Origin of the sequence: Microbacterium sp. 11MF, from assembly GCF_000383475.1 — a bacterium.
GTDB classification, from domain to species: Bacteria; Actinomycetota; Actinomycetes; order Actinomycetales; family Microbacteriaceae; genus Microbacterium; species Microbacterium aquilitoris.
The window spans coordinates 701,952-721,421 of sequence record NZ_KB911459.1 but is presented as its reverse complement, the minus strand read 5'-3'; the positions used below and the strand labels follow the sequence as shown (position 1 = coordinate 721,421).

Sequence of the window (19,470 nt, the reverse complement as noted above, 5' to 3'; positions counted from 1 at the left end):
GCCTCGTCAGCCGCGGAGGATGAGACCGTCGGCGACGTAGAACAGCACGACGTCGATCCGGTCCATCGGAACCCCGTGCTTGGCGTGGTAGGCCCTGCGGTACAGCTCGAGCTGGAGCATCCGCTCGGTGCGCTCGGCCGGGGTGCGCGGCGGGCGGCCTGTCTTCCAGTCCACGATCTCGATCCGGTCGCCCCGGCGGTACACCGCATCCAGCTTGCAGATGACGATGTGGGGACGGCCGTCGCCCAGCGCATCGGGATCGACGAAATCGATCTCCGTCTCGACCTCGATCGGCTGAAGGGGACCCCACTCGGACGCCAGGAACGCGTCGCGCAGCCGGTCGAGCGCATCCGCGTCGGCCGGTGACATCGAGACCGATTCGTCGTCGTCCCAGAGGACGTCGTCGACCGAGCGCGACCGACCGACGAGACCGGACCGCTGCTCGACCCACGCGTGGAACAGCGTTCCGAGCCGCGTCTGCCGGTAGGGCCGTTCGGGCAGGGGGCGGGCGACCGCCGTCGCCGCCGCGTCGTAGTCGGCGACGAAGTCCTTGAACCGGGATGCGGGGATGCGGGTGGGCGCGACCCTCTCGCGGCCGGCCGCGCGCGCCGCACGCTCGGCGAGGAGCAGGTCGAGGTCGCGTGTCGGGGTCGCCGCCGGGGCGTTCATCGCCGCCTCGACCCGGGCCGCGGCCTCCCGCACCCGGGGTGCGCGCGATCCGAGGGGGTCGATCGGCCAGTCGAGCGTCGCCCGGGCACCCTCGTACGGGTTTTCGGCGACGTCCGCGTCGGGAAGCGCGATCCCGAGTTCCTCCGCGATCTCGCGAACGAACCGGCTGACCTCACGGGGCTTCTTGGTGCCGGCCCACGGCGAGGCAGAGATCAGCAGGTGCTCGCGGGCGCGCGTGACCGCGACGTAGGCGAGACGACGCTCCTCGGCGAGGTGGCGCTCCCGGATGCCGTCGGTGAACGACCCGAGCGCCGTCTTGAGGTCCTGCTGGGAGGGGGCGTCGGGTGCGCGCCACCGCAGATCGGGCAGCCACTCCCGGTCGCCGCGGAAGGAGTACGGCAGCACACCGAATCCGAGCCATCCCTTCGAATCCTGCAAGCGGGCAGGCAGCTCCTCCTCGACGCCTCGGACGACGGCCACGGCATCCCACTCGAGGCCCTTCGACCCGTGGATCGTGAGCAGCTGGACCACGTCGTCCTCGGGCGGCTCGGTGCGCGGGGCGAACTCGTCGATTCGCTCCGCCCGATCGAGCCAGGCCAGCAGGCTCGGGAGCGAACCCCGCTCATCCGTCTGCAGGAAGCCGTGGAGCTCGTCGATGAACGCCCGGAGCTGATCGGATGCCGTCCGTGCCGGACCGCGCGATTCGTTCGCGGCGAGCTCGATGTCCAGGCGCAGCTCGTTCTCGATGAGACGCACGAGTTCGGGGATCGGCAGACCCGCGGCTCGCCGGAGCCCGGCGAACACCGATCCCGCGTCACGGAGGCGCTCCCGCGCCGCGGGGGTGAACCCGGCGAGCCAGCCGTGGTCGGGCTTCTGACGGGCCACGAAGTCGAGAGCGGCGACGAGTGAGCCGCCTTCGTCCCCCGCCGACGAGCGGATCGTCTCGGCGAGCTCGGGAGGCAGGGGCTGCAGGGCGGTGTCGTGACGGACGAGACGCGCGGCGACCTGAGCCAGCTCCCTGAGGTCGGCGAGCCCGATCGCCCAGCGGGGCCCCGAGAGCAGGCGGATGAGGGCGGACCCGGCCCGCGGGTCGCTGATCACGCGGAGGGCCGAGACGACGTCGACCACCTCAGGCGTCGAGAGAAGCCCCCCGAGTCCGAGGATCCGATGCGGGATGCCGCGTCGCCCCAGCGCGTCCGCGAATCGGAGCATGTGCTTCTTGCTGCGGACGAGGACGGCCGCCGTCGTCGACCGCCCACCTCGGCGCCGCTCGTCCCGTACCGCTCCGAACCATTCGGCGACGGCATCCGCTTCGGCGTCGACGTCCGTCTCGACCACGATGTCGACGCGACCCGTCGGCGCGCCCTCGCGAGGTCTCAGCGTCCCCACCTCGACGGGTGCCTCCAGCGGCGCGAGCACGGCGCCCGCCGCGCGGAGGACGTCGACGCCGTTTCGCCAGCTCGTCAGGAGCGAGTAGGTGCGGGCCCCGGCATCCGGGTCGAACGACCGCGCGAAGTCGCCGAGGTTGCCTGCGCTCGCGCCGCGCCAGCCGTAGATGGACTGGTGCGGGTCGCCGACGGCCATCACCGCCGTGTCGCGGAAGAGGGTGGCCAGCAGGTCGGTCTGCACGACGGACGTGTCCTGGTACTCGTCGAGGAGCACGACCCGGTAACGCTGGCGGAGCTCCTCGGCGACCGACGGGTGGGCGCGGACGACCTGGAGGGCGCCGGCCACCTGGTCGGAGAAGTCGATGAGGCCCCGCCGCCGCTTCTCGGCTTCGTAGGTGCGGGCGAGCGAGGTGAGGACGGCGAGCCCGGACACCTTCTCGGCCGCCGTCCGCACGTCGGCGTACACGGTGGTGGCGGCTCGCTGACTGGGCCGCTCGAGGACGCCCTGGAACTCCTCCGCGAAGGCGTCGAGGTCATCGAGGTCGGCGAGGTTGTCGACGCTGTCGCGTGCGATCCGCAGCGCCGCATCGATGATCGTCGACGGCCGCTCGATGCGATCGGGCAGGCGCGTATCGTCGGAGGAGAGCACCACCTGACGCATGAGCAGCCACGCGGCCGACTCGCTGAGCACGACCGCTTCGGCATCGCGCCCGATGCGGACCGCGTTCTCGCGCACGATGGCGTCCGCGAAGCTGTTGTAGGTCGACACGGCGGGGCGCTCCAGCAGAGCGTCGCCCGCTTCGGGGGTGGTCGGCTCGGGGGCCAGCGCGTCGAGCGCCGCGCGGCGCGCCGATTCGGGCGCGCCGGCTCGCTCCAGCTCGCCGAACACGACGAGTCGACCCTCGTCGTTCAGCCGCTCGAGGTGCGGAAGCAGACCGCGCCGCTCGAACTCGGCCAGGCGGCGCAGGCGCGAGCCGATCCGCTCTGCGAGCTCGCCCGCGGCCTTGCGCGTGAAGGTCAGGCCGAGCACCTCGTCCCGGCGGACCAGTCCGTTCGCGACCAACCACACGACGCGGCCCGCCATCGTCTCGGTCTTGCCGCTGCCGGCACCGGCGACGACGAGAGCCGGGGCGAGGGGGGCGGAGATGACAGCCGACTGCTCGGGCGTCGGCGGGAACTGTCCGAGGGCCGCCGCGACGGTCTCGGGACGCAGGAGAGCGGTGCTCACGCGGAACTCACCGGACCGATCGTGTGGATGCGGCAGAGGCCACGGCTGTGGTCGTCACGGCAGTGCTCCTCGAACGGGGCGACGAACGAGGTCCCCCGCATCACGCGGACGGCCTCGTCGACGCGGCCGAGGAACGCGGCGCGCGTCTCGTCGTCGAAAGGTTCCTGGCGCGGTTCGGCGTACGGTGCGTTCCGGGTGCCTTTCAGGACGAGCAGCTTCGCTCCGCCCGGCGCGGCGCCTGCCACCTCGGGGATCGCCCCCCGCTCGAACGCGAGCTGGTAGGCGGCGAGCTGCGGATTGTCGACCGCGGCGCGGTCGCTCGTCGCCTCGCTCCGGCCGGTCTTGAGGTCCACGATGACGATGCGTCCGTCCCTCGTCCGTTCGACCCGGTCGATGTAGCCCGAGAGGATCGCGGGATGCGCGGCATCCGCCACCGGCAGCGGCACCTCGAAGTGGGGCTCGGCGCCGACGAGGGTCGTGCCGGCTCGCTCGGTCTCGCGGAGGTAGGCGGCGAGGCGCGACACGAGGTCGCGGGCGCGGCGGCGTTCGGCCTCGTCGATCCAGGCCGCCTCGAACTCGAGCTGCGACCAGCCTTCCTCGACGAACGCCCACAGCGCCTCGGGGTCCGCCGCGTCGGCATGCTCGAGCGCGGCATGCAGGAGGGTCCCGAGACCCGCCACGGCGCCGCCCGGATCGCCGCCGAGATCACCGATCACCCAATCGAGCTGACACTGCTCCAGTGCGTGGATGCGGGAGGGCGAGATGCGCAGGGGTTCGGCGTCGAGGTCGCGGATCGGGGCTGTCGAGGTCGGCTCGGCGAGGCCGTACCACTGGGCCGGGTCGGCACCCGGCACGCCCGCCGCCGCGAGCAATGCGAGCTGCCCGGCGGCATCCGTCCGATCGGATTCGGTGGTGCGCGGGTCGGTCAGACGGCGTCGGTGGCTCGCGACCAGCCCTCGGAGGGTCAGGGGGTGCTCCGCAGCACGCGGAGCCGGCGCCGCGGGAGGCAGGAGCTCGAACAGCACACTCGGGCCGGAATCGTCGTCGTCGACCGCGGTCACGACGAGATGCGACCGTGCTCGCGAGACGGCGCGCGCGAACAGCCGCAGCTCGTCGTGCAGTACGGCCCGTCGGCGGTCGGCGGTGTCGACGTCGGCGTCCTGTTCGGCGAGCCGCGCCGTCTCGAGCAGGCTCCCCCGCAGGCGCAGGTTCGGCCAGACGCCGTCCTGGACACCGGCGACGACGACGGTGTCGAACTCGAGCCCGAGCGCCGCTGCCGGCGTCGAGATCTGGACGCCGCTGGCCACCGTCCCGGTCCGCAGGCGGTCCTCGGCGACCTCGGACGACAGCAGCGCGCGGAGGTGATCGATCGGCGCCGTGCCGTCCTCCCGCTCGCCGTGACGCTTCGCGGCTTCGAAGAGGGCGACGACCGCGTCGAGGTCACGCCGCGCCTGATCGGCGAGCGGACCCTGGCCGTCGGCGAGTGTGCGCAGCTGGCGCTCGAGTCCCCGCTGCTCCCACACCGTCCACAGCAGCTCGTGCGCGGTCGCACCCGACTGGAGCTGCTCGCCCACCTCGGCGAGCGTCCGCGAGAGTCGAGCCGCGCGTCGCGCCTCGGGCGTGTCGATGACGTCGAACTCGATCGGATGCCGCACGCCCGCCGCCAGCAGTTCGCGAGCCGACCTCTCCCCACCCGATCGCAGCTCGGCGTGGCGGAGGGCGGCGCGCAGCCGCCGCAGCTCGACGGGATCGAGTCCCCCGCCGACGAGCACGTCGAGCACGTCGTCGTCGGTGCGGAGCTCGGTGGCGACGGCGGCCAGGTCGACCGCGCGCAGGAGGTCGCGCACGATCGGCGTCTCGGCAAGGGCTCGCGCGGGGCCGACGGCGGCGGTCGGGACGTCGCGAGCGGACAGCTCCGCCTCGAGCGCCGTCACCTGACGCGAATCGTGGGCGATGACCGCGCACTGCTCCCACGGGACACCGTCGTGCACGTGCCGCTCGCGCAGGAGCCGGGCGATCAGATCGAATTCCTCCGCCCCCGAGCGCAGCGCGAAGGCGCGCACGCTGTCGTCGGCCTCGAGGCCGACGGGCGGATGCCGGTGCGCCACCAATCCCGCCGCGCCGATGCGGGACGTGACCTGGGCGGTGAGGTCGCGCTGGGCGGCGGTCCCCCGGTGCACGCTGCCCAGGACGTACGTGGTCGTGGCGAGGCGGGCGAAGTTCTCGGGGCGGGCGCCGCGGAAGGACCCCGATCCGACGTCCGGATCGCCGAAGGCCAGCACCGCGACGCCCCGCATCCGGCACGCCTCCAGCAGTTCGACCCCGCCCAGGGTGACCTCCTGCGCATCGTCGACGAGGATGGCGCGCAGTCCCGCGACCGCGCCGAGAGCGGGCGAGCCCGCGGGAGCGTCACGGAGGAGCCCGACCGCTTCGCGCACCAGACCCGCCGCGTCACGGTGCGCGCCGCGCATGCGGGCGCGGACGGCGCGGTACTCGTGCGCGAAGGATGCGAGCGATGCCCAGACGGGGCGGTCGGTCGCCGCGGCGCGCGCCGCGAGCTGCTCGGGTTCGATGCCGAGGGTGGTCATCTCGGCGAGGAAGGCGCGGATCTCCGCGCGCAGACCCGCGCCGGAGCGGATGTCTGCGGGCAGCCATTCCGGCCATCGCGACGGCCCGCTCTGTTCGTCCTCCGCGTCGCCGGCGAGAAGGTCGCCGATGATGCGGTCCTCGTCGGGGCCGGTGAGCAGCTGCGGCGGCTCGTCACCGCGGTGGACGGCGTGCGCGCGGACGACCTGATAGGCGAAGGCGGCGACGGAGCGGGCCAGCGGGCCGCTCGTCGCCACGCCCACGCCGACGGCGAGGCGGTCGCGGAGCGCTGTGGCCGCCGTGCGCGTGGGGGTGAGCACGAGGATCTGCTCGGGCGGCATCCCGCCGTCGACGAGCGCGACGACGCGACGGACCAGGGTCGAGGTCTTGCCGGTGCCGGGAGCTCCGATCACGACACCGGACGCGTCGGAGGGGAGGGAGGACACCGCATCCTGCGCCGGGTCGGAACGGAGGGGCGCGGCGGGCATGCGCTCCACGCTAATCGGCGTCGCCGACACCGGTGCACCACCCCTCCCGCACGCCGGGCGCAGCCGCGTTCGCCGACAGCGAGCGCGGGCCCGCGGCCACGGCGGGAGCGGGTGTCGTAGGCTCGAGAAGCGCTCGGAGACCCGGGCCGGGAAAGGCAGGCATCACCGTGGAGATCCGCATCGGCATCGCGAACTCGCGCGAGCTCGGCTTCGACTCGAACGAGACGGCCGACGCCGTGAAGCAGACGATCATCACCGCCCTCGACAGCGGCGCGAGCTACGTGACCCTCGCCGACGCGAAGGGCGCGACCTACTTCATCCCCACGGCGGGCATCACGTTCGTCGAGGTCGGCACCGACCAGTCCCGGCGCGTCGGCTTCGTCGCCTGACATGCTCGTCGTCCTGGCACTGGTCTTCGGGGCGATCGCCGGGGCGGCCGCGCACTACGCGCTGCCGCTGCGCTCCCTGCGCGGCGTGGCCCTCGGCCCCCTGCTGGGGAGCCTGTTGGGTGCCGGCACCTGGACAGCCATGACGTGGGCCGGGGTCGGTCCGGATCAGGGATGGATCTGGCTCGTGAGCATCGCCGTCCCCGTCGTGGTGACGCCCACCGCTCTGCTCGTGCTGTCGCGGCTGCGCGCCGCACACGACGCGCGGACGCGCACCGAACTCGGCATCGCCTAGCCCGCGCCTCCTCGGGAGCCCGCGCCCTCTCAGGCGTCGAGGCCGATGCCGGTCATCCGTCGCGAGTGCGCGCCGAGCAGTTGCGTGAACACGGGCTCGACCTGCTTCTCGTCGTCCCGATCGAGCGCACCCGGGCGCTCTGCGGCGCCCGAGCGGAGTGCGCCCCGGGCGACCAGGAGCGTGTCGCCCACGAGTCGGCGCCCCCACAGGCTGAGAAGCGACCGCAGTTCGTCGTCGGCCGCGATGGCGTCGGTGATGATGCCGACGAGCGGTGACCGGTCGGCATCCGCTCGGAGGATGGCGGCGGCGCGGCGGCCCGTGTCGCCGTAGCTCCCCGACAGCGAGAGGTAGAAGTCGTCGAGCAGGCCCGCGGTGACGTGCACCGTCAGCATGGTCTCGAGGGGACGGATGCCGTGGGTCGCCCGACGGAACGCGTCGAGCGGTTCGCGGAACGGCAGCATGAGCTCGAGCGGATCGTCACCGCGGTCGCGGATGAGCGCCACGAGGGCCTGATGCTTGAACAGCGCCGCGCCGGCGGCACGGGACAGAGACTCCTTGTGCGCGAGCTCCGGACTGCGTTCGATGACCGAGCTCAGCGTCTCGACGTAGCCGAGCTGCAGGTAGGCGGCCTGACCGAGGTACGTCGCGACGTCGGGGGCGAGCTGCTGGAAGTCGACACGGCGAACGTCGCTCGCCTCATCGCGGGACCGCAACCGCAGGATGCGCCCGGGGGGTCGCCGTCGCTGCCAGAACCACCTCACCACGGGGCCAGCCTACGGGGCGGGAGGCACCCCTCCGGTAGGGTGGATCCGTCCCGGCGTCGGATCGGGACCCCGCGCCTGGGGCTGAGTGAAGGGCGTGGACCCACATCACGGCGGCATCTCACCGCCAGACAGGCACGGAGAAGCATGACCACGTTCGCAGAGCTCGGCGTCGACCAGGACATCGTCGACACCCTCGCCGCCAAGGGGATCGTCGACACGTTCCCCATCCAGGAGCAGACGATTCCGCTGGGCCTTCCCGGCCAGGACATCATCGGCCAGGCGAAGACCGGTACCGGCAAGACCTTCGGCTTCGGCATCCCCGTCGTCCAGCGCCTCGGCCTGAACCCCGAGCCCGGCGTCAAGGCCCTCATCGTCGTCCCGACGCGCGAGCTCGCCGTTCAGGTCTATGAAGACATGGACATGCTGACCTCGGGCCGCGCCACGAGCGTCGTCGCCATCTACGGCGGAAAGGCCTACGAGGGTCAGATCGACCAGCTCAAGGCCGGCGCGCAGATCGTCGTCGGCACCCCGGGCCGACTCATCGACCTCAACAACCAGCGTCTGCTCGACCTGTCGCATGCGACCGAGGTCGTGCTCGACGAAGCAGACAAGATGCTCGACCTCGGCTTCCTCCCCGACATCGAGAAGATCTTCCAGAAAGTCGCGCCCGTCCGTCACACGATGCTCTACTCGGCGACCATGCCGGGCCCGATCGTCGCGCTCGCCCGCCGCTTCATGTCGAACCCCATCCACATCCGGGCGAGCGACCCCGACGAGGGCCTCACGCAGGCCAACATCAAGCACCTCGTCTACCGGGCGCACTCGCTCGACAAGGACGAGGTCATCGCACGCATCCTGCAGGCCGAGGGTCGCGGCAAGACCGTCATCTTCACGCGCACCAAGCGCGCCGCCCAGCGCCTCGTCGACGAGCTCAGCGACCGCGGCTTCAGCGCCGGCGCCGTCCACGGCGACATGAGCCAGGAGGCCCGCGAGCGCTCGATGGCCGCCTTCAAGGCGGGCAAGCGCGACGTCCTCATCGCGACCGACGTCGCCGCGCGCGGCATCGACGTGGACGACGTGACCCACGTCATCAACCACACGATCCCCGATGACGAGCAGACGTACCTCCACCGCGCCGGCCGCACCGGCCGTGCCGGCAAGACGGGCATCGCGGTGACCTTCGTCGACTGGGACGACCTGCACAAGTGGGCGCTGATCAACCGGGCGCTCGACTTCGGCCAGCCCGAACCCCTCGAGACCTACTCGTCGAGCCCTCACCTGTTCGAGGAGCTCGACATCCCCGTCGGCACCAAGGGTCGCATCACCGCCGCCCCCAAGGCCGCTCCCGCGCGCTCGTCCGCGGCGCCCGCCCGGGCTGCAGACGCCGCCGCGGACCAGTCAGCGGATGCCGGCACCAGCCGTCGTCGCCGTCGCCGCCGCGGGGACGACGTCAAGGTCGGTTCGACGTTCGAGCAGGAGCCCGGCGCCGCGGCATCCGACTCGGCGAACTCGACGTCGGATTCGGCGGACCGCGCCGTGGACGGCGCCGGCACGCACGACGGGGCCGGCAAGGAGCACCACGACGGCAAGCCCGCCCCCGCGCGGCGCCGTCGCCGCCGCCGCGGCGGATCCGGCGGCGCAGCACCGATCCCCGGCGCCTGAGCCGGGTCGTCGCGCTACGGCGTGACGACCGCGCTCCCCGTCCCGAGGGCGACGATCCGCGCGATCGCGTCCTCGGACGTGGTGTTCTCCCCCGGCACGTTCGGCTTGCCGCGACCGTGGTAATCGCTCGACCCGGTCGCGATGAGGTTCCGCTCCGCGACCAGGCGCCGCAACTCCCCGAGCGCGGGCTCGACGTTCTCGCGGTGCCCGAGCTCGAACCCGGCGAGGCCGGCGTCGAGCATTCCGCGGACGACGCGGTTCGGCAGGAGTCCCGCCCGCCCGGCGGGGTGCGCAATCACGGGGACGCCTCCCGCGCCTGCCACGGCCGCGACGGCGGTGACCGGATCGGGCGCGTACAGGGCCACGTAGTACTCGCTGGCCGGTGAGAGGATGCCGCCGAACGCTTCGCCGCGATCGCGGACGTGCCCGCGGGCGACGAGGGCGTCGGCGATGTGGGGACGCCCCACGGTCGCGCCCTCCGCCGTCTGGGCCTCGATGTCCTCCCACGTGAGGTCGTAGTCGCGTCCGATGCGCTCGGCCATCGTCCGCGCACGGGTGAGCCGCGACCGCCGGATGCGATCGGTGAGGGCACGCAGGCCCGCGTCCTCGGGGTCGATGAGATAGGCGAGGACGTGGACGCTCCGCCACTCGTGCCGCGCCGACAGCTCCATCCCCGGCAGGAACGACATCCCGAGAGAGACGGCGGCATCCGCTGCCTCCGCCCACCCCGACGTGGTGTCGTGATCGGTGAGGGCGGCCGTCCGGATGCCGTGACGGTGAGCGGCGGCCATGACGACCGCGGGCGGCTCGGTGCCGTCGGAGTGGTCCGAGTGCAGGTGGAGATCGCCGGGCCCGTGCGGGGCCGATGGAGCGGAGGACCCTGCGGACATGGTCACGAGCGTACCGCGCGCAGAAAGTCCCCAGCCTGCCCGCTTAGTGTCGTGATGTGCTGCGACTGACGGGGATTCTCTTCACGATCGCCGCCGCCGTCGGCGCAGCGATCCTGACGTGGCCTCAGTTCTTCCGTCTCGAGCAGACCTTCCCGATCGCGCAGCTCGTGTCGCTGCGACCCGTCGTCGCCGTCGGTTTCGCCGTCCTCGCGCTCATCGGTCTGCTGGTTTGCCTCGGGCGCCGCACACGCGGCTTCGGAGCAGGTCTCGCGATGATCGGCATCCTCGCCTGCGCGGCGAACGTCGGCATCCTCGCCTTCCGCGGCCTCGGGACGTCGGGGCTCCCCGAGCCGACCGCCGACAGCGTCCGCGTCATGACGTGGAACACCGCCGGCGAAGCCACCGACGTCGACGCGATCGTGACGACGGCCATCGCGATGGACGTCGACATCGTCGCTCTCCCCGAGACCACCGACGAGACCGGCAAGGCGATCGCCGTGGCCATGCGCGAGCGCGGCAACCCCATGTGGGTGCACGAGGAGAACTACCAGGGGTGGGATGCCACCTACACGACGCTCCTGATCTCCCCCGACCTCGGCGACTACGCCGTGGTCGAATCGGACTCCTCCGGGACGAAGAACACGTCCGTCGTGCCGAGCGTGGTCGCGATGCCCGTCAACGGGGAGGGCCCCACCGTCGTCGCCGTCCACGCCGTCGCGCCGAGGCAGAACGACATGGCGCACTGGCGCAGCGACCTCCGCTGGATCGCGGACCAGTGCGCGAGCGCGAACGTCATCCTGGCGGGCGACTTCAACGCGACGATCGACCACATGAGCCGGCTCGGCACCCACGGCGGCACCCTCGGACGCTGCCAGGACGCCGCTTCGACGACGGGCAACGGCGCGGTCGGGACCTGGGACACGGCCTGGCCGGCTCTGCTGGGTGCGCCCATCGACCACGTGATGACGACGGATGCCTGGCGCGCCACCGGCTCGGTCGTGGTGACCTCCCTCGACGGGTCCGGCGGAGACCACCGCCCCGTCATCGTGCAACTGGAGCCGGTGGGCTGACGAGGTCGACGGTCGGTGCGAGACTGGGAAGATGACCACCGACGAGCGCGACACCATCGCCCAGGAGACCACCGAGACCCCGGCGGCAGCGACCACGAACCGCAAGCAGCCCTTCCCCGCGGGCTTCCTCGAGTCGATCTCGACCGGATGGGCCGAGCGGCCCGCCTCCCTGCCGCCGCAGCGAGCCGAAGCCCCCTACGCCGCCGCACGTCGAGCCGCCGTCTCGGCCGCGTTCCCGGGGTCGCGCCTGGTCATCCCCGCCGGCTCCTTCAAGCAGCGCTCGAACGACACCGACTACCCGTTCCGTGCCCACTCCGCCTTCTCGCACCTGACCGGCTGGGGCGCCGACGCCGTGCCCGACTCCGTCCTGGTCTTCGAACCCGTCGAGGGCGGTCACGACGTGACCCTCTACCTGCGCGAGCGCGCCGATCGCACGACGACCGAGTTCTACGCCGACGCATCCATCGGCGAGTTCTGGATCGGCCCGCGCCCCTCCCTCGAAGCGGTCGCCGCCGACCTCGGACTCGCGACGGCCCACGTCGATGCGTTCACGAGCACCGACGACGACCTCGCCCTCGAGGCCGATGACGAGCTCACGCGCTTCGTTTCCGAGCTGCGCCTGGTGAAGGACCCGTACGAGATCGCCCAGCTCCGCCTCGCCGTCGAGGCCACCGGTCGCGGCTTCGACGACATCGTCGCCGAACTCCCCCGCATCATCGACACCCCTCGCGGCGAGCGTGCCATCGAGGGCGTGTTCCACCTGCGCGCCCGCACGGACGGCAACGGCGAGGGGTACGACACGATCGCGGCATCCGGTCCTCATGCCTGCTACCTGCACTGGACGCGCAACGACGGCGCCGTGGTCCCCGGCGATCTGGTCCTCATCGACGCCGGCGTCGAGGTCGACAGCCTCTACACCGCCGACATCACGCGGACCCTCCCCGTGTCGGGCACGTTCTCGCCCGTGCAGCGCCGCATCCACGAGACCGTGCGGGAAGCAGCGGACGCGGCGTTCGCGGCAGCCCGCCCGGGCGTGAAGTTCCGCGCGATCCACGAGGCCGCGATGGAGGTCATCGCCGCGCGGACCGCCGAGTGGGGCTTGCTCCCGGTCACCGCAGAGGAGGCGCTCGACGCCGACCGCGGCGGTCAGCACCGCCGCTACATGGTCCACGGGACGAGCCACCACCTCGGGATCGACGTGCACGACTGCGCAGAAGCGCGACGCGAGATGTATTACGACGGCGTGCTCGAGGCGGGCATGGTCTTCACGATCGAGCCGGGCCTGTACTTCCAGATCGACGATCTCACCGTGCCCGAGGAGTACCGCGGGATCGGCGTGCGCATCGAAGACGACATCCTCATGACCGAGAACGGGCCGGTGAACCTCTCCGCCCACATCCCGCGCACCGCCGACGACATCGAGGCCTGGATCGCCCGCGCCCGCGCCTGAATCGATGACCGCGTCCGCCTACACACCGCCGCCCGCTTTCACGACGCGACCCCAGCTGACGGGGACGTTCGGCATGGCCGCGTCGACCCATGCGACGGCGACCGCGGTCGCTCAAGCCGTGCTCGAGCGCGGCGGCAACGCGTTCGACGCCGCCTGCGCGGGTGGGTTCGTACTGCACATCGTCGAACCGCACCTCAACGGTCCCGGCGGCGATCTCGTCGGACTCTTCCAACCGGCGGATGCCGCGGCCCCCACGGTCCTCATGGGCCAGGGCGCGGCGCCCGCCGGCGCGACGATCAGCCATTTCCGAGGTGAGGGACTCGATCTCGTCCCCGGGGCCGGCGGCCTCGCGGCGGCGATCCCGGCCGCCGTCGACGCATGGCTCCTCCTCCTCCGCGACCACGGGACGTGGTCGGTGGCCGACGTCGTGGCGTACGCGATCGACTACGCCGACGACGGGCATCCGCTGCTGCCGGCGGCCGCAGCCACCATCGGCCGGGTCGCCGACCTGTTCCGGGACCACTGGACGTCGTCGGCCGAGCTGTGGCTCGTGGACGGCCGCGTCCCGGCGGCAGGCGACCTTCACCGCAACGCCGCGTACGCGGATGTCCTCCGGCGCGTCGCCGCCGCGGCCGGACAGGCGGATGACCGGGCGGTCGGCATCGACGCGGCGCGAGCCGAATGGCGGCGCCTGCTCACCGACGCCTGCGCCTTCCTCTCGCGTCCGCATCGCCACTCCAGCGGCACCGATCATGTCGCCGTCCTGACCCCCGACGACCTCATCGACGCACCGGCGCGCTACGAGACGCCAATGTCGGTGCCGTTCCGCGGTCGGACGGTGTTCAAAGCGGATGCCTGGTCCCAGGGACCCGCCCTGCTCGAGGCGTTGCGCATCCTCGAGCCCCTTCCGGAGGCCGACCTGGACCCCTCGACCCTCACGGGTGCGCACACGGTCATCGAGGTCCTGAAGCTCGTCCTCGCCGACCGCGACGCGTACTTCGGCGAGGGCGCGGACGCCGGCCCCCTCCTCTCGGACGCCGTCATCGCCTCCCGGCGCGCGGAGATCGGTGACCACGCGTCGTCGCGGTGGCGGCCCGCCGCACTCCCCGGAGCGGAACCGTGGGAGCCACCGCTCCGGCAGGAAGGTGCGTCCGCCGCAGGGACGGGCGAGCCTACGGTCGACCGCACCGGCGCCACCCGCGGCGACACGTGCCACATCGACGTCGTGGACCGGTGGGGCAACATCGTGTCCGTCACCCCGTCCGGCGGTTGGCTGCAGTCCTCCCCCACGATCCCCTCACTGGGTTTCTGCCTCGGGACGCGACTGCAGATGTGCTGGCTCGACGACGCCTCCCCCGCCGCGCTCCGGCCGGGCGATCGCCCGCGGACGACCCTGTCCCCGACGCTCGTCCACGACGGGACCACCCGCATCGCGATGGGCACACCCGGCGGCGACCAGCAGGACCAGTGGCAGTTGCCGATGCTGCTGCGGATGCTCGTCGGCGCGTACACCGCGCAGCAGGCCATCGAGGCTCCGACGCTGCACACGGCGGCGATGGTCGACTCGTTCTGGCCGCGCACGTGGGACCCGATCGGCCTCGTCGCCGAGGAGCGGTTGGACGACGCCGTCCTGACCGGTCTCGCCGAGCGGGGCCACCGCGTCACGAGGGCGGGCGAATGGTCGCTCGGCCGGCTGTCAGCGGTCGGGATCGACCGGGGCACCGGCATCCTGTGGGGCGCCGCCAACCCCCGCGGCATGCAGGGCTACGCGGCCGGGCGCTGAAGCCGGGCGGTCAGCCACGGGACGGCCGACCGCGCCGTCGCCGCGCCCACCTCGTCTGCGGGGAGCTTCCGCCCCGCGACCTCGAACGAGTGGCCGCCGCCCTCGAACCAGCGGATCTCCGCATCGTGGCACGCGGCGACGGCCGCTTCGAGGTCAACGAGCGGCTGCAGGAACGGATCCTTGGTGCCGGCCAGGAAAAGCTGCGGCGCGGTCACCGCGGGCAGATGGGCCGTGCGCGCGTTCTCGGGTCGACCGGGCGGGTGCAGCGGATACCCGAGGTACACCAGCGCGTCAGCCCCGATCCGTCCCTCGGCCGCCGCCATCGACGCCATGCGACCGCCGTACGACTTGCCCGCCGCGACGAACGGGAGGCCCGGTGCCGCCTCGCGGCAGAACGTCTCGACCGCGGCCCACGTCTCGACGGCGTGTGCGGCGGGGCCCGGCATCCGTCGCCCGGCGTGTCGGTAGGGGAAGTCGAAGCGGACCGTCGTGAAGCCGGCGTCCGCCCACGCCCGCGCGGCACCCACCAGGAACGGATGCTCGTGACCCGCCCCCGCGCCGTGAGCGAGAGCGATGACGGCTCTCGGATCGTCCGCCTCGTCCATCCAGGCGTCGAGCTCGACCCCGCCCGAGGGCAGGGCGACGACGATCATCGCGGAGCGTCGGGGGCGGCCTGCCCGGTCGGCTGGCCGGGAGTTCCCTGACCGGGAGCGGTCTGGGGCGGCGTCGCGGGAGGCGCCGGCGCAGGATCGACACGCTCGCCGTACTGCGGTGGCGCGGCCGGGTCGACGCGTTCGCCCGCGGCGGGGGACGGCGCCGGATCGACGCGTTCCCCGGACTGCGGAGTGGCAGCGCCGGGCTCGATCCGTTCGCCGTACCGCGGCGGGTCGGTCAGATCCACGGGCGGCGCGGGACGCGGTGCCGACGTGCGCGACCCACCGAGCAGCTCGGTGGCCCGACCGAAGCTCCGCGACAGCACGGTGACGTCGTAGTGGTCGGCGATCACCTGCGTTACCGAGGTGAAGTCGCGTCGCCGACGGAGGATCGAGTAGCTGATGATGCTCAGGAGCATGCCGATCGCGATGCCGACGAGCATGACGCCGACGAAGAGCTGCAGGACGGCTCCCGGGCTCCCGAGCACGAAGATGGCGGCGAACAGCAGGCCGAGCAGGACGCCGTTGATCGCACCGGAGCGGGCGGCCGTCGCGTACCCCAGACGCCCCGTGACGCGCTCGACCGATCGCAGTCCGCGCCCGACGATGGCGATGTCCGGGGCGGGCACGTCCGAGGCGATCAACGTCGACACGGCTTTCTGCGCCGCTTCGTACGACGTGTACTCCGCGACCGTCGCACCGTGCTCTTTCGGGGCCCCGCCCATCATGCTCATGGTGTCAGTCTCCCACGAGCCCCTTTGCGTCGGCGCAGGAACCGTGAGGTATCCGCCGACTACGCTGGTCGGGTGAGTACGCAGCGGGTCTTCGTCGCGCGCCTGACCGGGTGCGCCGTCTTCGACCCGTCGGGCGACCGGCTCGGACGGGTCCGCGACGTGGTTGTCATCTACCGGAAGGACGACCCTCCGCGGGTCGTCGGCCTCGTGGTCGAGATCCCCGGCAGGAGGAACGTCTTCCTCTCCATCGGCCGCGTGACCTCGATCGCCAGCGGTCAGGTCATCACGACGGGCCTCATCAACGTGCGCCGCTTCGAGCAGCGGGGCGGTGAGGTGCGCGTCATGACCGAGCTCATCGGCCGCAGCGTCCACCTCACGGACGGGTCGGGCTCCGCCGTCATCGAGGACGTGGCGATCGAACGCGACCGCCTCGGCGAATGGCACGTCGGTCAGTTGTTCCTCCGGCGCCCCAAGACGAGCGCCTCGCCCTTTGCCAAGGGGCCGACGACCTTCGCGCAGTGGAACGACGTCCGCGACGAGCAGGTGGCCGGCCAGACGCAGTCCGCCGAGCTGCTGGTGGCCTCGTACTCCGAGCTGAAGCCTGCCGACCTCGCCAACACCCTTCTCGATCTCCCCGAGGACCGCCTCCTCGAGGTCGCCGAGGAGCTCCCCGACGATCGACTCGCCGACGCGCTCGAAGAAATGCCCGAGGACGACCAGGTCCACATCCTCGAGGCCCTCGGCGACGAGCGCGCCGCCGACGTCCTCGACGCGATGGAGCCCGATGACGCGGCCGACGTGCTGGGGCAGCTCTCCGACGCCCGCGCCGGCCAGCTTCTCGACCTGATGGAGCCCGAGGAGGCCGAGGACGTCCGGGCCCTCCTCGAGCACGGGCCCGACACGGCCGGCGGTCTCATGACGAGCGAGCCCATCGTGCTGTCCGCCGACGCGACCGTCGCCGAAGCCCTCGCCCTCATCCGTCGTCACGAACTGCACCCCGCGCTGGCCGCGGCGGTGTTCGTCACGCTGCCCCCGTACGAGACCCCGACGGGGCGTCTCCTCGGCGTCGTCCATTTCCAGCGGATGCTGCGCTACCCGCCGCACGAGCGGCTCGGCGCCATCATCGACGACAGCGTGGAGCCGGTCACCGTCTCGGCCAGCGCCGCCGAGGTGGCTCGTCTGCTCGCGAGCTACAACCTCGTCTCGCTCCCCGTCGTCGACTCGGCTCGGCACCTCGTCGGCACCGTCACCGTCGACGACGTCATCGACTACCTCCTGCCCGATGACTGGCGTTCGCAGGATGCCCCGCGGCAGACCCCGGGGGTGCGGCGATGATGGCGCGCGCACCGAAGTCGGGGTTCGAAGCACCGCGCGGTCGCCGGGCGAGCGTCCTCAGCCGCACGCCGCAGCCGTCGCGTGATCGGTTCGGACGCTTCACCGAGTGGATCGCCCGGGCGATGGGCACCCCCGTCTTCCTGCTGATCCTGTCCCTCTTCTGCGTCGCGTGGATCACCTGGAACACGATCGGCCCCGAGTCGCTCCGCTTCGACGACGCGGCGCTCGGCTACACCGCCCTCACCCTCGTGCTCTCGCTGCAGGCCTCGTACGCGGCTCCGCTCATCCTCCTCGCGCAGAACCGCCAGGACGACCGCGACCGGGTGCAGATCGAGCAGGACCGTCAGCGGGCCGAGCGGAATCTCGCCGACACCGAGTACCTCGCCCGTGAGGTCGTGGCCTTGCGGATGGCGCTCACCGACATGCAGAGCGAGGTGGTGAGCCGCGACGTCCTCCGCCAGGAGCTGAGGTCGCTGCTGGATCGTCTCGACGAGCGCGACCACGATCGCCCCGGCGACGAGCACTCGACGTCGTGAGTACGCACGCGACCGCCGAGCAGGTCCGCGCCGCGGTGTCGGCCGTCATCGACCCCGAACTGCGCCGCCCGCTCGGCGAACTCGACATGGTGCGCGATGTGGCCGTCGACGGCGACATCACCCGTGTGGGCATCGCCCTGACGATCGTCGGCTGCCCCGCGGCGGACCGCATCGAACGCGACGTGCGGGATGCCGCGGCATCCGTCCCGGGCATCGCCGACGTCGCGGTCGACGTCGGCGTCATGACCGCGGCGGAGCGCTCCGCCCTCGTGGAACGGATCCGCGGCACCAAGCGCATGCCCTTCACCGCGGACTCGCTGACCCGGGTGATCGCCGTCACGAGCGGCAAGGGCGGTGTGGGCAAGTCCACCGTCACCGCGAATCTCGCGGCCGCCTTGGCCTCCCGCGGACTCGCCGTGGGGCTCATCGACGCGGACGTCCACGGGTTCTCGATCCCCGGGCTCCTGGGCCTCGTCGACGAGGATGGCCGGCCCCCGCAGCCGACCCGTCTGAACGACCTCATGCTGCCTCCCGTGGCACACGGCGTGAAGACGATCTCGATCGGCATGTTCCTGCCCCCGGATGCGTCCCCCGCTGTCGCCTGGCGCGGTCCCATGCTCCATCGCACGGTGCAGCAGTTCCTCACCGATGTGCACTTCGGCGACCTCGACGTGCTCCTGATCGACATGCCGCCGGGAACGGGGGACGTCGCCATCTCGGTGGGCCAGCTGCTCCCCCACGCGGAGGTCCTCGTCGTGACCACTCCGCAGGCGGCGGCGGCCGACGTCGCTGTGCGCAGCGGTGTCGTCGCCCGTCAGACGGGCCAGTCGGTCATCGGGGTCATCGAGAACATGACGGCGTTCATGCTTCCCGACGGCAGCGTCCTCGACCTGTTCGGTCAGGGCGGCGGCGAGGCCGTCGCGGCCGCCCTCTCAGTCGGCGGACTCACGGTGCCGCTCCTCGGGTCCGTCCCGCTGAGCGCCGCGCTCCGGCGGGGTGGCGACGTGGGCGTCCCCGTCGTGATCGGCGAGCCCGAGGACACCGCGGCGCGGGCGATCTCCGCGATCGCCGATGCGATCGCCACGACGCGGCGCTCGCTGGCCGGGCGGTCGCTGCCCGTCTCGCGCTCCTGATCCGACGACAGACGGCGGATGCCGCCCGTCAGGTCGCCTCGGAGTCGAACGGCACCGCACGCAGGTCCGCCGGGGTCTCGTCCCCGCTCGCCTCGACGGCGGGCGGCTCGGCCAGCGCGACCGCCGCTGCCGGCGTCGTCGCGACGGGCTTAACCGGGGCGTCGTCGATCAGCGCCTCGCGGATGATGCGCCGCGGGTCGTACTGTCGCGGGTCGAGCTTGCGCCACTCGATCTCGTCGAAGTCATCGCCCATCTCCTCTTTGACCCGGGTGCGTGCGCCGTCGAGCCACTGACGAACCCGGCGAGTGAGTCTCGCGAGGGACGCGGCGTAACCGGGCAGGCGCTCGGGGCCGAGCAGGAGGGCGGCGATGAGTCCGATGAGGAGGATCTTCTCCAGATCGAGCCCGAATGACATGGTTC

General features: G+C 72.4%; 16 protein-coding genes. 9 read left to right on the top strand and 7 right to left on the bottom strand.

The window, feature by feature from the left end; all coding sequences use genetic code 11:
- Positions 1-6: 6 nt before the first annotated feature.
- Together H286_RS0103445 and H286_RS0103440 are read right to left on the bottom strand one after the other, a co-directional pair.
- Complete coding sequence (locus H286_RS0103445) at positions 7-3,285, bottom strand: ATP-dependent DNA helicase (protein WP_020097115.1); 3,279 nt, start codon at positions 3,283-3,285, stop codon at positions 7-9.
- Positions 3,282-6,359 carry an ATP-dependent helicase gene (locus H286_RS0103440; RefSeq protein WP_020097114.1) on the bottom strand — a complete coding sequence of 1,026 codons (3,078 nt, stop codon included), beginning with the start codon at positions 6,357-6,359 and terminating at the stop codon, positions 3,282-3,284. Before H286_RS0103440 ends, H286_RS0103445 begins: the two co-directional genes overlap by 4 nt.
- Before the next feature lie 167 nt (positions 6,360-6,526).
- Between H286_RS0103440 and H286_RS0103435 the strand changes: the two genes are divergently transcribed.
- The gene (locus tag H286_RS0103435) at positions 6,527-6,748 is read left to right on the top strand and encodes a DUF3107 domain-containing protein (RefSeq protein ID WP_020097113.1); all 222 of its coding nucleotides are present in this window, start codon (positions 6,527-6,529) and stop codon (positions 6,746-6,748) included.
- A gap of 1 nt (position 6,749) precedes the next feature.
- Positions 6,750-7,040, top strand: a complete 291-nt coding sequence (locus H286_RS0103430) for a hypothetical protein (RefSeq protein WP_020097112.1) — start codon at positions 6,750-6,752, stop codon at positions 7,038-7,040.
- Between the two features lie 29 nt (positions 7,041-7,069).
- Here H286_RS0103430 and H286_RS0103425 read toward each other — a convergent pair whose 3' ends face one another.
- Positions 7,070-7,804, bottom strand: coding sequence for a ferritin-like fold-containing protein (locus H286_RS0103425; protein WP_020097111.1), 735 nt, complete (start codon positions 7,802-7,804; stop codon positions 7,070-7,072).
- 144 nt (positions 7,805-7,948) lie between these two features.
- On the opposite strand from H286_RS0103425, the gene H286_RS0103420 reads away from it, so the two are divergent.
- Positions 7,949-9,466: a DEAD/DEAH box helicase gene (locus H286_RS0103420; protein ID WP_020097110.1), complete on the top strand. Its 1,518-nt coding sequence runs from the start codon at positions 7,949-7,951 to the stop codon at positions 9,464-9,466.
- A 14-nt stretch (positions 9,467-9,480) separates the two neighbouring features.
- Here H286_RS0103420 and H286_RS0103415 read toward each other — a convergent pair whose 3' ends face one another.
- On the bottom strand, positions 9,481-10,356 hold the full coding sequence (locus tag H286_RS0103415) for a PHP domain-containing protein (protein ID WP_020097109.1): 876 nt from the start codon (positions 10,354-10,356) through the stop codon (positions 9,481-9,483).
- Positions 10,357-10,412: 56 nt separating this feature from the next.
- Here H286_RS0103415 and H286_RS0103410 point away from each other — a divergent pair, with 56 nt between their 5' ends.
- The 3 genes from H286_RS0103410 to H286_RS0103400 are packed head-to-tail and all read left to right on the top strand — an operon-like array spanning position 10,413 to position 14,659.
- Positions 10,413-11,426, top strand: a complete 1,014-nt coding sequence (locus H286_RS0103410) for an endonuclease/exonuclease/phosphatase family protein (RefSeq protein ID WP_020097108.1) — start codon at positions 10,413-10,415, stop codon at positions 11,424-11,426.
- Positions 11,427-11,457: 31 nt separating this feature from the next.
- Positions 11,458-12,876 (top strand): aminopeptidase P family protein, encoded by a 1,419-nt coding sequence (locus tag H286_RS0103405; RefSeq protein WP_020097107.1) that lies wholly within the window; start codon positions 11,458-11,460, stop codon positions 12,874-12,876.
- 4 nt (positions 12,877-12,880) lie between these two features.
- Positions 12,881-14,659 carry a gamma-glutamyltransferase family protein gene (locus H286_RS0103400; protein ID WP_020097106.1) on the top strand — a complete coding sequence of 593 codons (1,779 nt, stop codon included), beginning with the start codon at positions 12,881-12,883 and terminating at the stop codon, positions 14,657-14,659.
- Here H286_RS0103400 and H286_RS0103395 read toward each other — a convergent pair.
- Together H286_RS0103395 and H286_RS0103390 are read right to left on the bottom strand one after the other, a co-directional pair.
- On the bottom strand, positions 14,641-15,312 hold the full coding sequence (locus H286_RS0103395) for an alpha/beta hydrolase family protein (RefSeq protein ID WP_020097105.1): 672 nt from the start codon (positions 15,310-15,312) through the stop codon (positions 14,641-14,643). The genes H286_RS0103400 and H286_RS0103395 overlap by 19 nt on opposite strands.
- Positions 15,309-16,046, bottom strand: coding sequence for a general stress protein (locus H286_RS0103390; RefSeq protein ID WP_020097104.1), 738 nt, complete (start codon positions 16,044-16,046; stop codon positions 15,309-15,311). Before H286_RS0103390 ends, H286_RS0103395 begins: the two co-directional genes overlap by 4 nt.
- A gap of 72 nt (positions 16,047-16,118) precedes the next feature.
- Between H286_RS0103390 and H286_RS0103385 the strand changes: the two genes are divergently transcribed.
- Genes H286_RS0103385 through H286_RS0103375 form a run of 3 tightly spaced genes read left to right on the top strand, consistent with a single transcriptional unit; the run spans position 16,119 to position 19,050 of the window.
- Positions 16,119-17,381 (top strand): magnesium transporter MgtE N-terminal domain-containing protein, encoded by a 1,263-nt coding sequence (locus H286_RS0103385; RefSeq protein WP_018188265.1) that lies wholly within the window; start codon positions 16,119-16,121, stop codon positions 17,379-17,381.
- Positions 17,381-17,917: a DUF1003 domain-containing protein gene (locus H286_RS0103380; RefSeq protein WP_018188266.1), complete on the top strand. Its 537-nt coding sequence runs from the start codon at positions 17,381-17,383 to the stop codon at positions 17,915-17,917. The genes H286_RS0103385 and H286_RS0103380 overlap by 1 nt, the downstream gene beginning before the upstream one ends.
- Positions 17,914-19,050 carry an Mrp/NBP35 family ATP-binding protein gene (locus tag H286_RS0103375; RefSeq protein WP_018188267.1) on the top strand — a complete coding sequence of 379 codons (1,137 nt, stop codon included), beginning with the start codon at positions 17,914-17,916 and terminating at the stop codon, positions 19,048-19,050. Before H286_RS0103380 ends, H286_RS0103375 begins: the two co-directional genes overlap by 4 nt.
- 28 nt (positions 19,051-19,078) lie before the next feature.
- Here H286_RS0103375 and H286_RS0103370 read toward each other — a convergent pair whose 3' ends face one another.
- Positions 19,079-19,465 carry a hypothetical protein gene (locus tag H286_RS0103370; protein ID WP_020097103.1) on the bottom strand — a complete coding sequence of 129 codons (387 nt, stop codon included), beginning with the start codon at positions 19,463-19,465 and terminating at the stop codon, positions 19,079-19,081.
- Positions 19,466-19,470 lie beyond the last annotated feature (5 nt).

Bases quoted from the DNA above. Each gene is read 5' to 3' on its own strand.
- H286_RS0103400 (WP_020097106.1), top strand. From the start codon at position 12,881: ATGACCGCGTCCGCCTACACACCGCCGCCCGCTTTCACGACGCGACCC.
- H286_RS0103370 (WP_020097103.1), bottom strand. From the start codon at position 19,465: ATGTCATTCGGGCTCGATCTGGAGAAGATCCTCCTCATCGGACTCATC.
- H286_RS0103415 (WP_020097109.1), bottom strand. From the start codon at position 10,356: ATGTCCGCAGGGTCCTCCGCTCCATCGGCCCCGCACGGGCCCGGCGAT.
- H286_RS0103440 (WP_020097114.1), bottom strand. From the start codon at position 6,359: ATGCCCGCCGCGCCCCTCCGTTCCGACCCGGCGCAGGATGCGGTGTCC.
- H286_RS0103380 (WP_018188266.1), top strand. From the start codon at position 17,381: ATGGCGCGCGCACCGAAGTCGGGGTTCGAAGCACCGCGCGGTCGCCGG.
- H286_RS0103395 (WP_020097105.1), bottom strand. From the start codon at position 15,312: ATGATCGTCGTCGCCCTGCCCTCGGGCGGGGTCGAGCTCGACGCCTGG.
- H286_RS0103420 (WP_020097110.1), top strand. From the start codon at position 7,949: ATGACCACGTTCGCAGAGCTCGGCGTCGACCAGGACATCGTCGACACC.
- H286_RS0103430 (WP_020097112.1), top strand. From the start codon at position 6,750: ATGCTCGTCGTCCTGGCACTGGTCTTCGGGGCGATCGCCGGGGCGGCC.
- H286_RS0103405 (WP_020097107.1), top strand. From the start codon at position 11,458: ATGACCACCGACGAGCGCGACACCATCGCCCAGGAGACCACCGAGACC.
- H286_RS0103390 (WP_020097104.1), bottom strand. From the start codon at position 16,046: ATGAGCATGATGGGCGGGGCCCCGAAAGAGCACGGTGCGACGGTCGCG.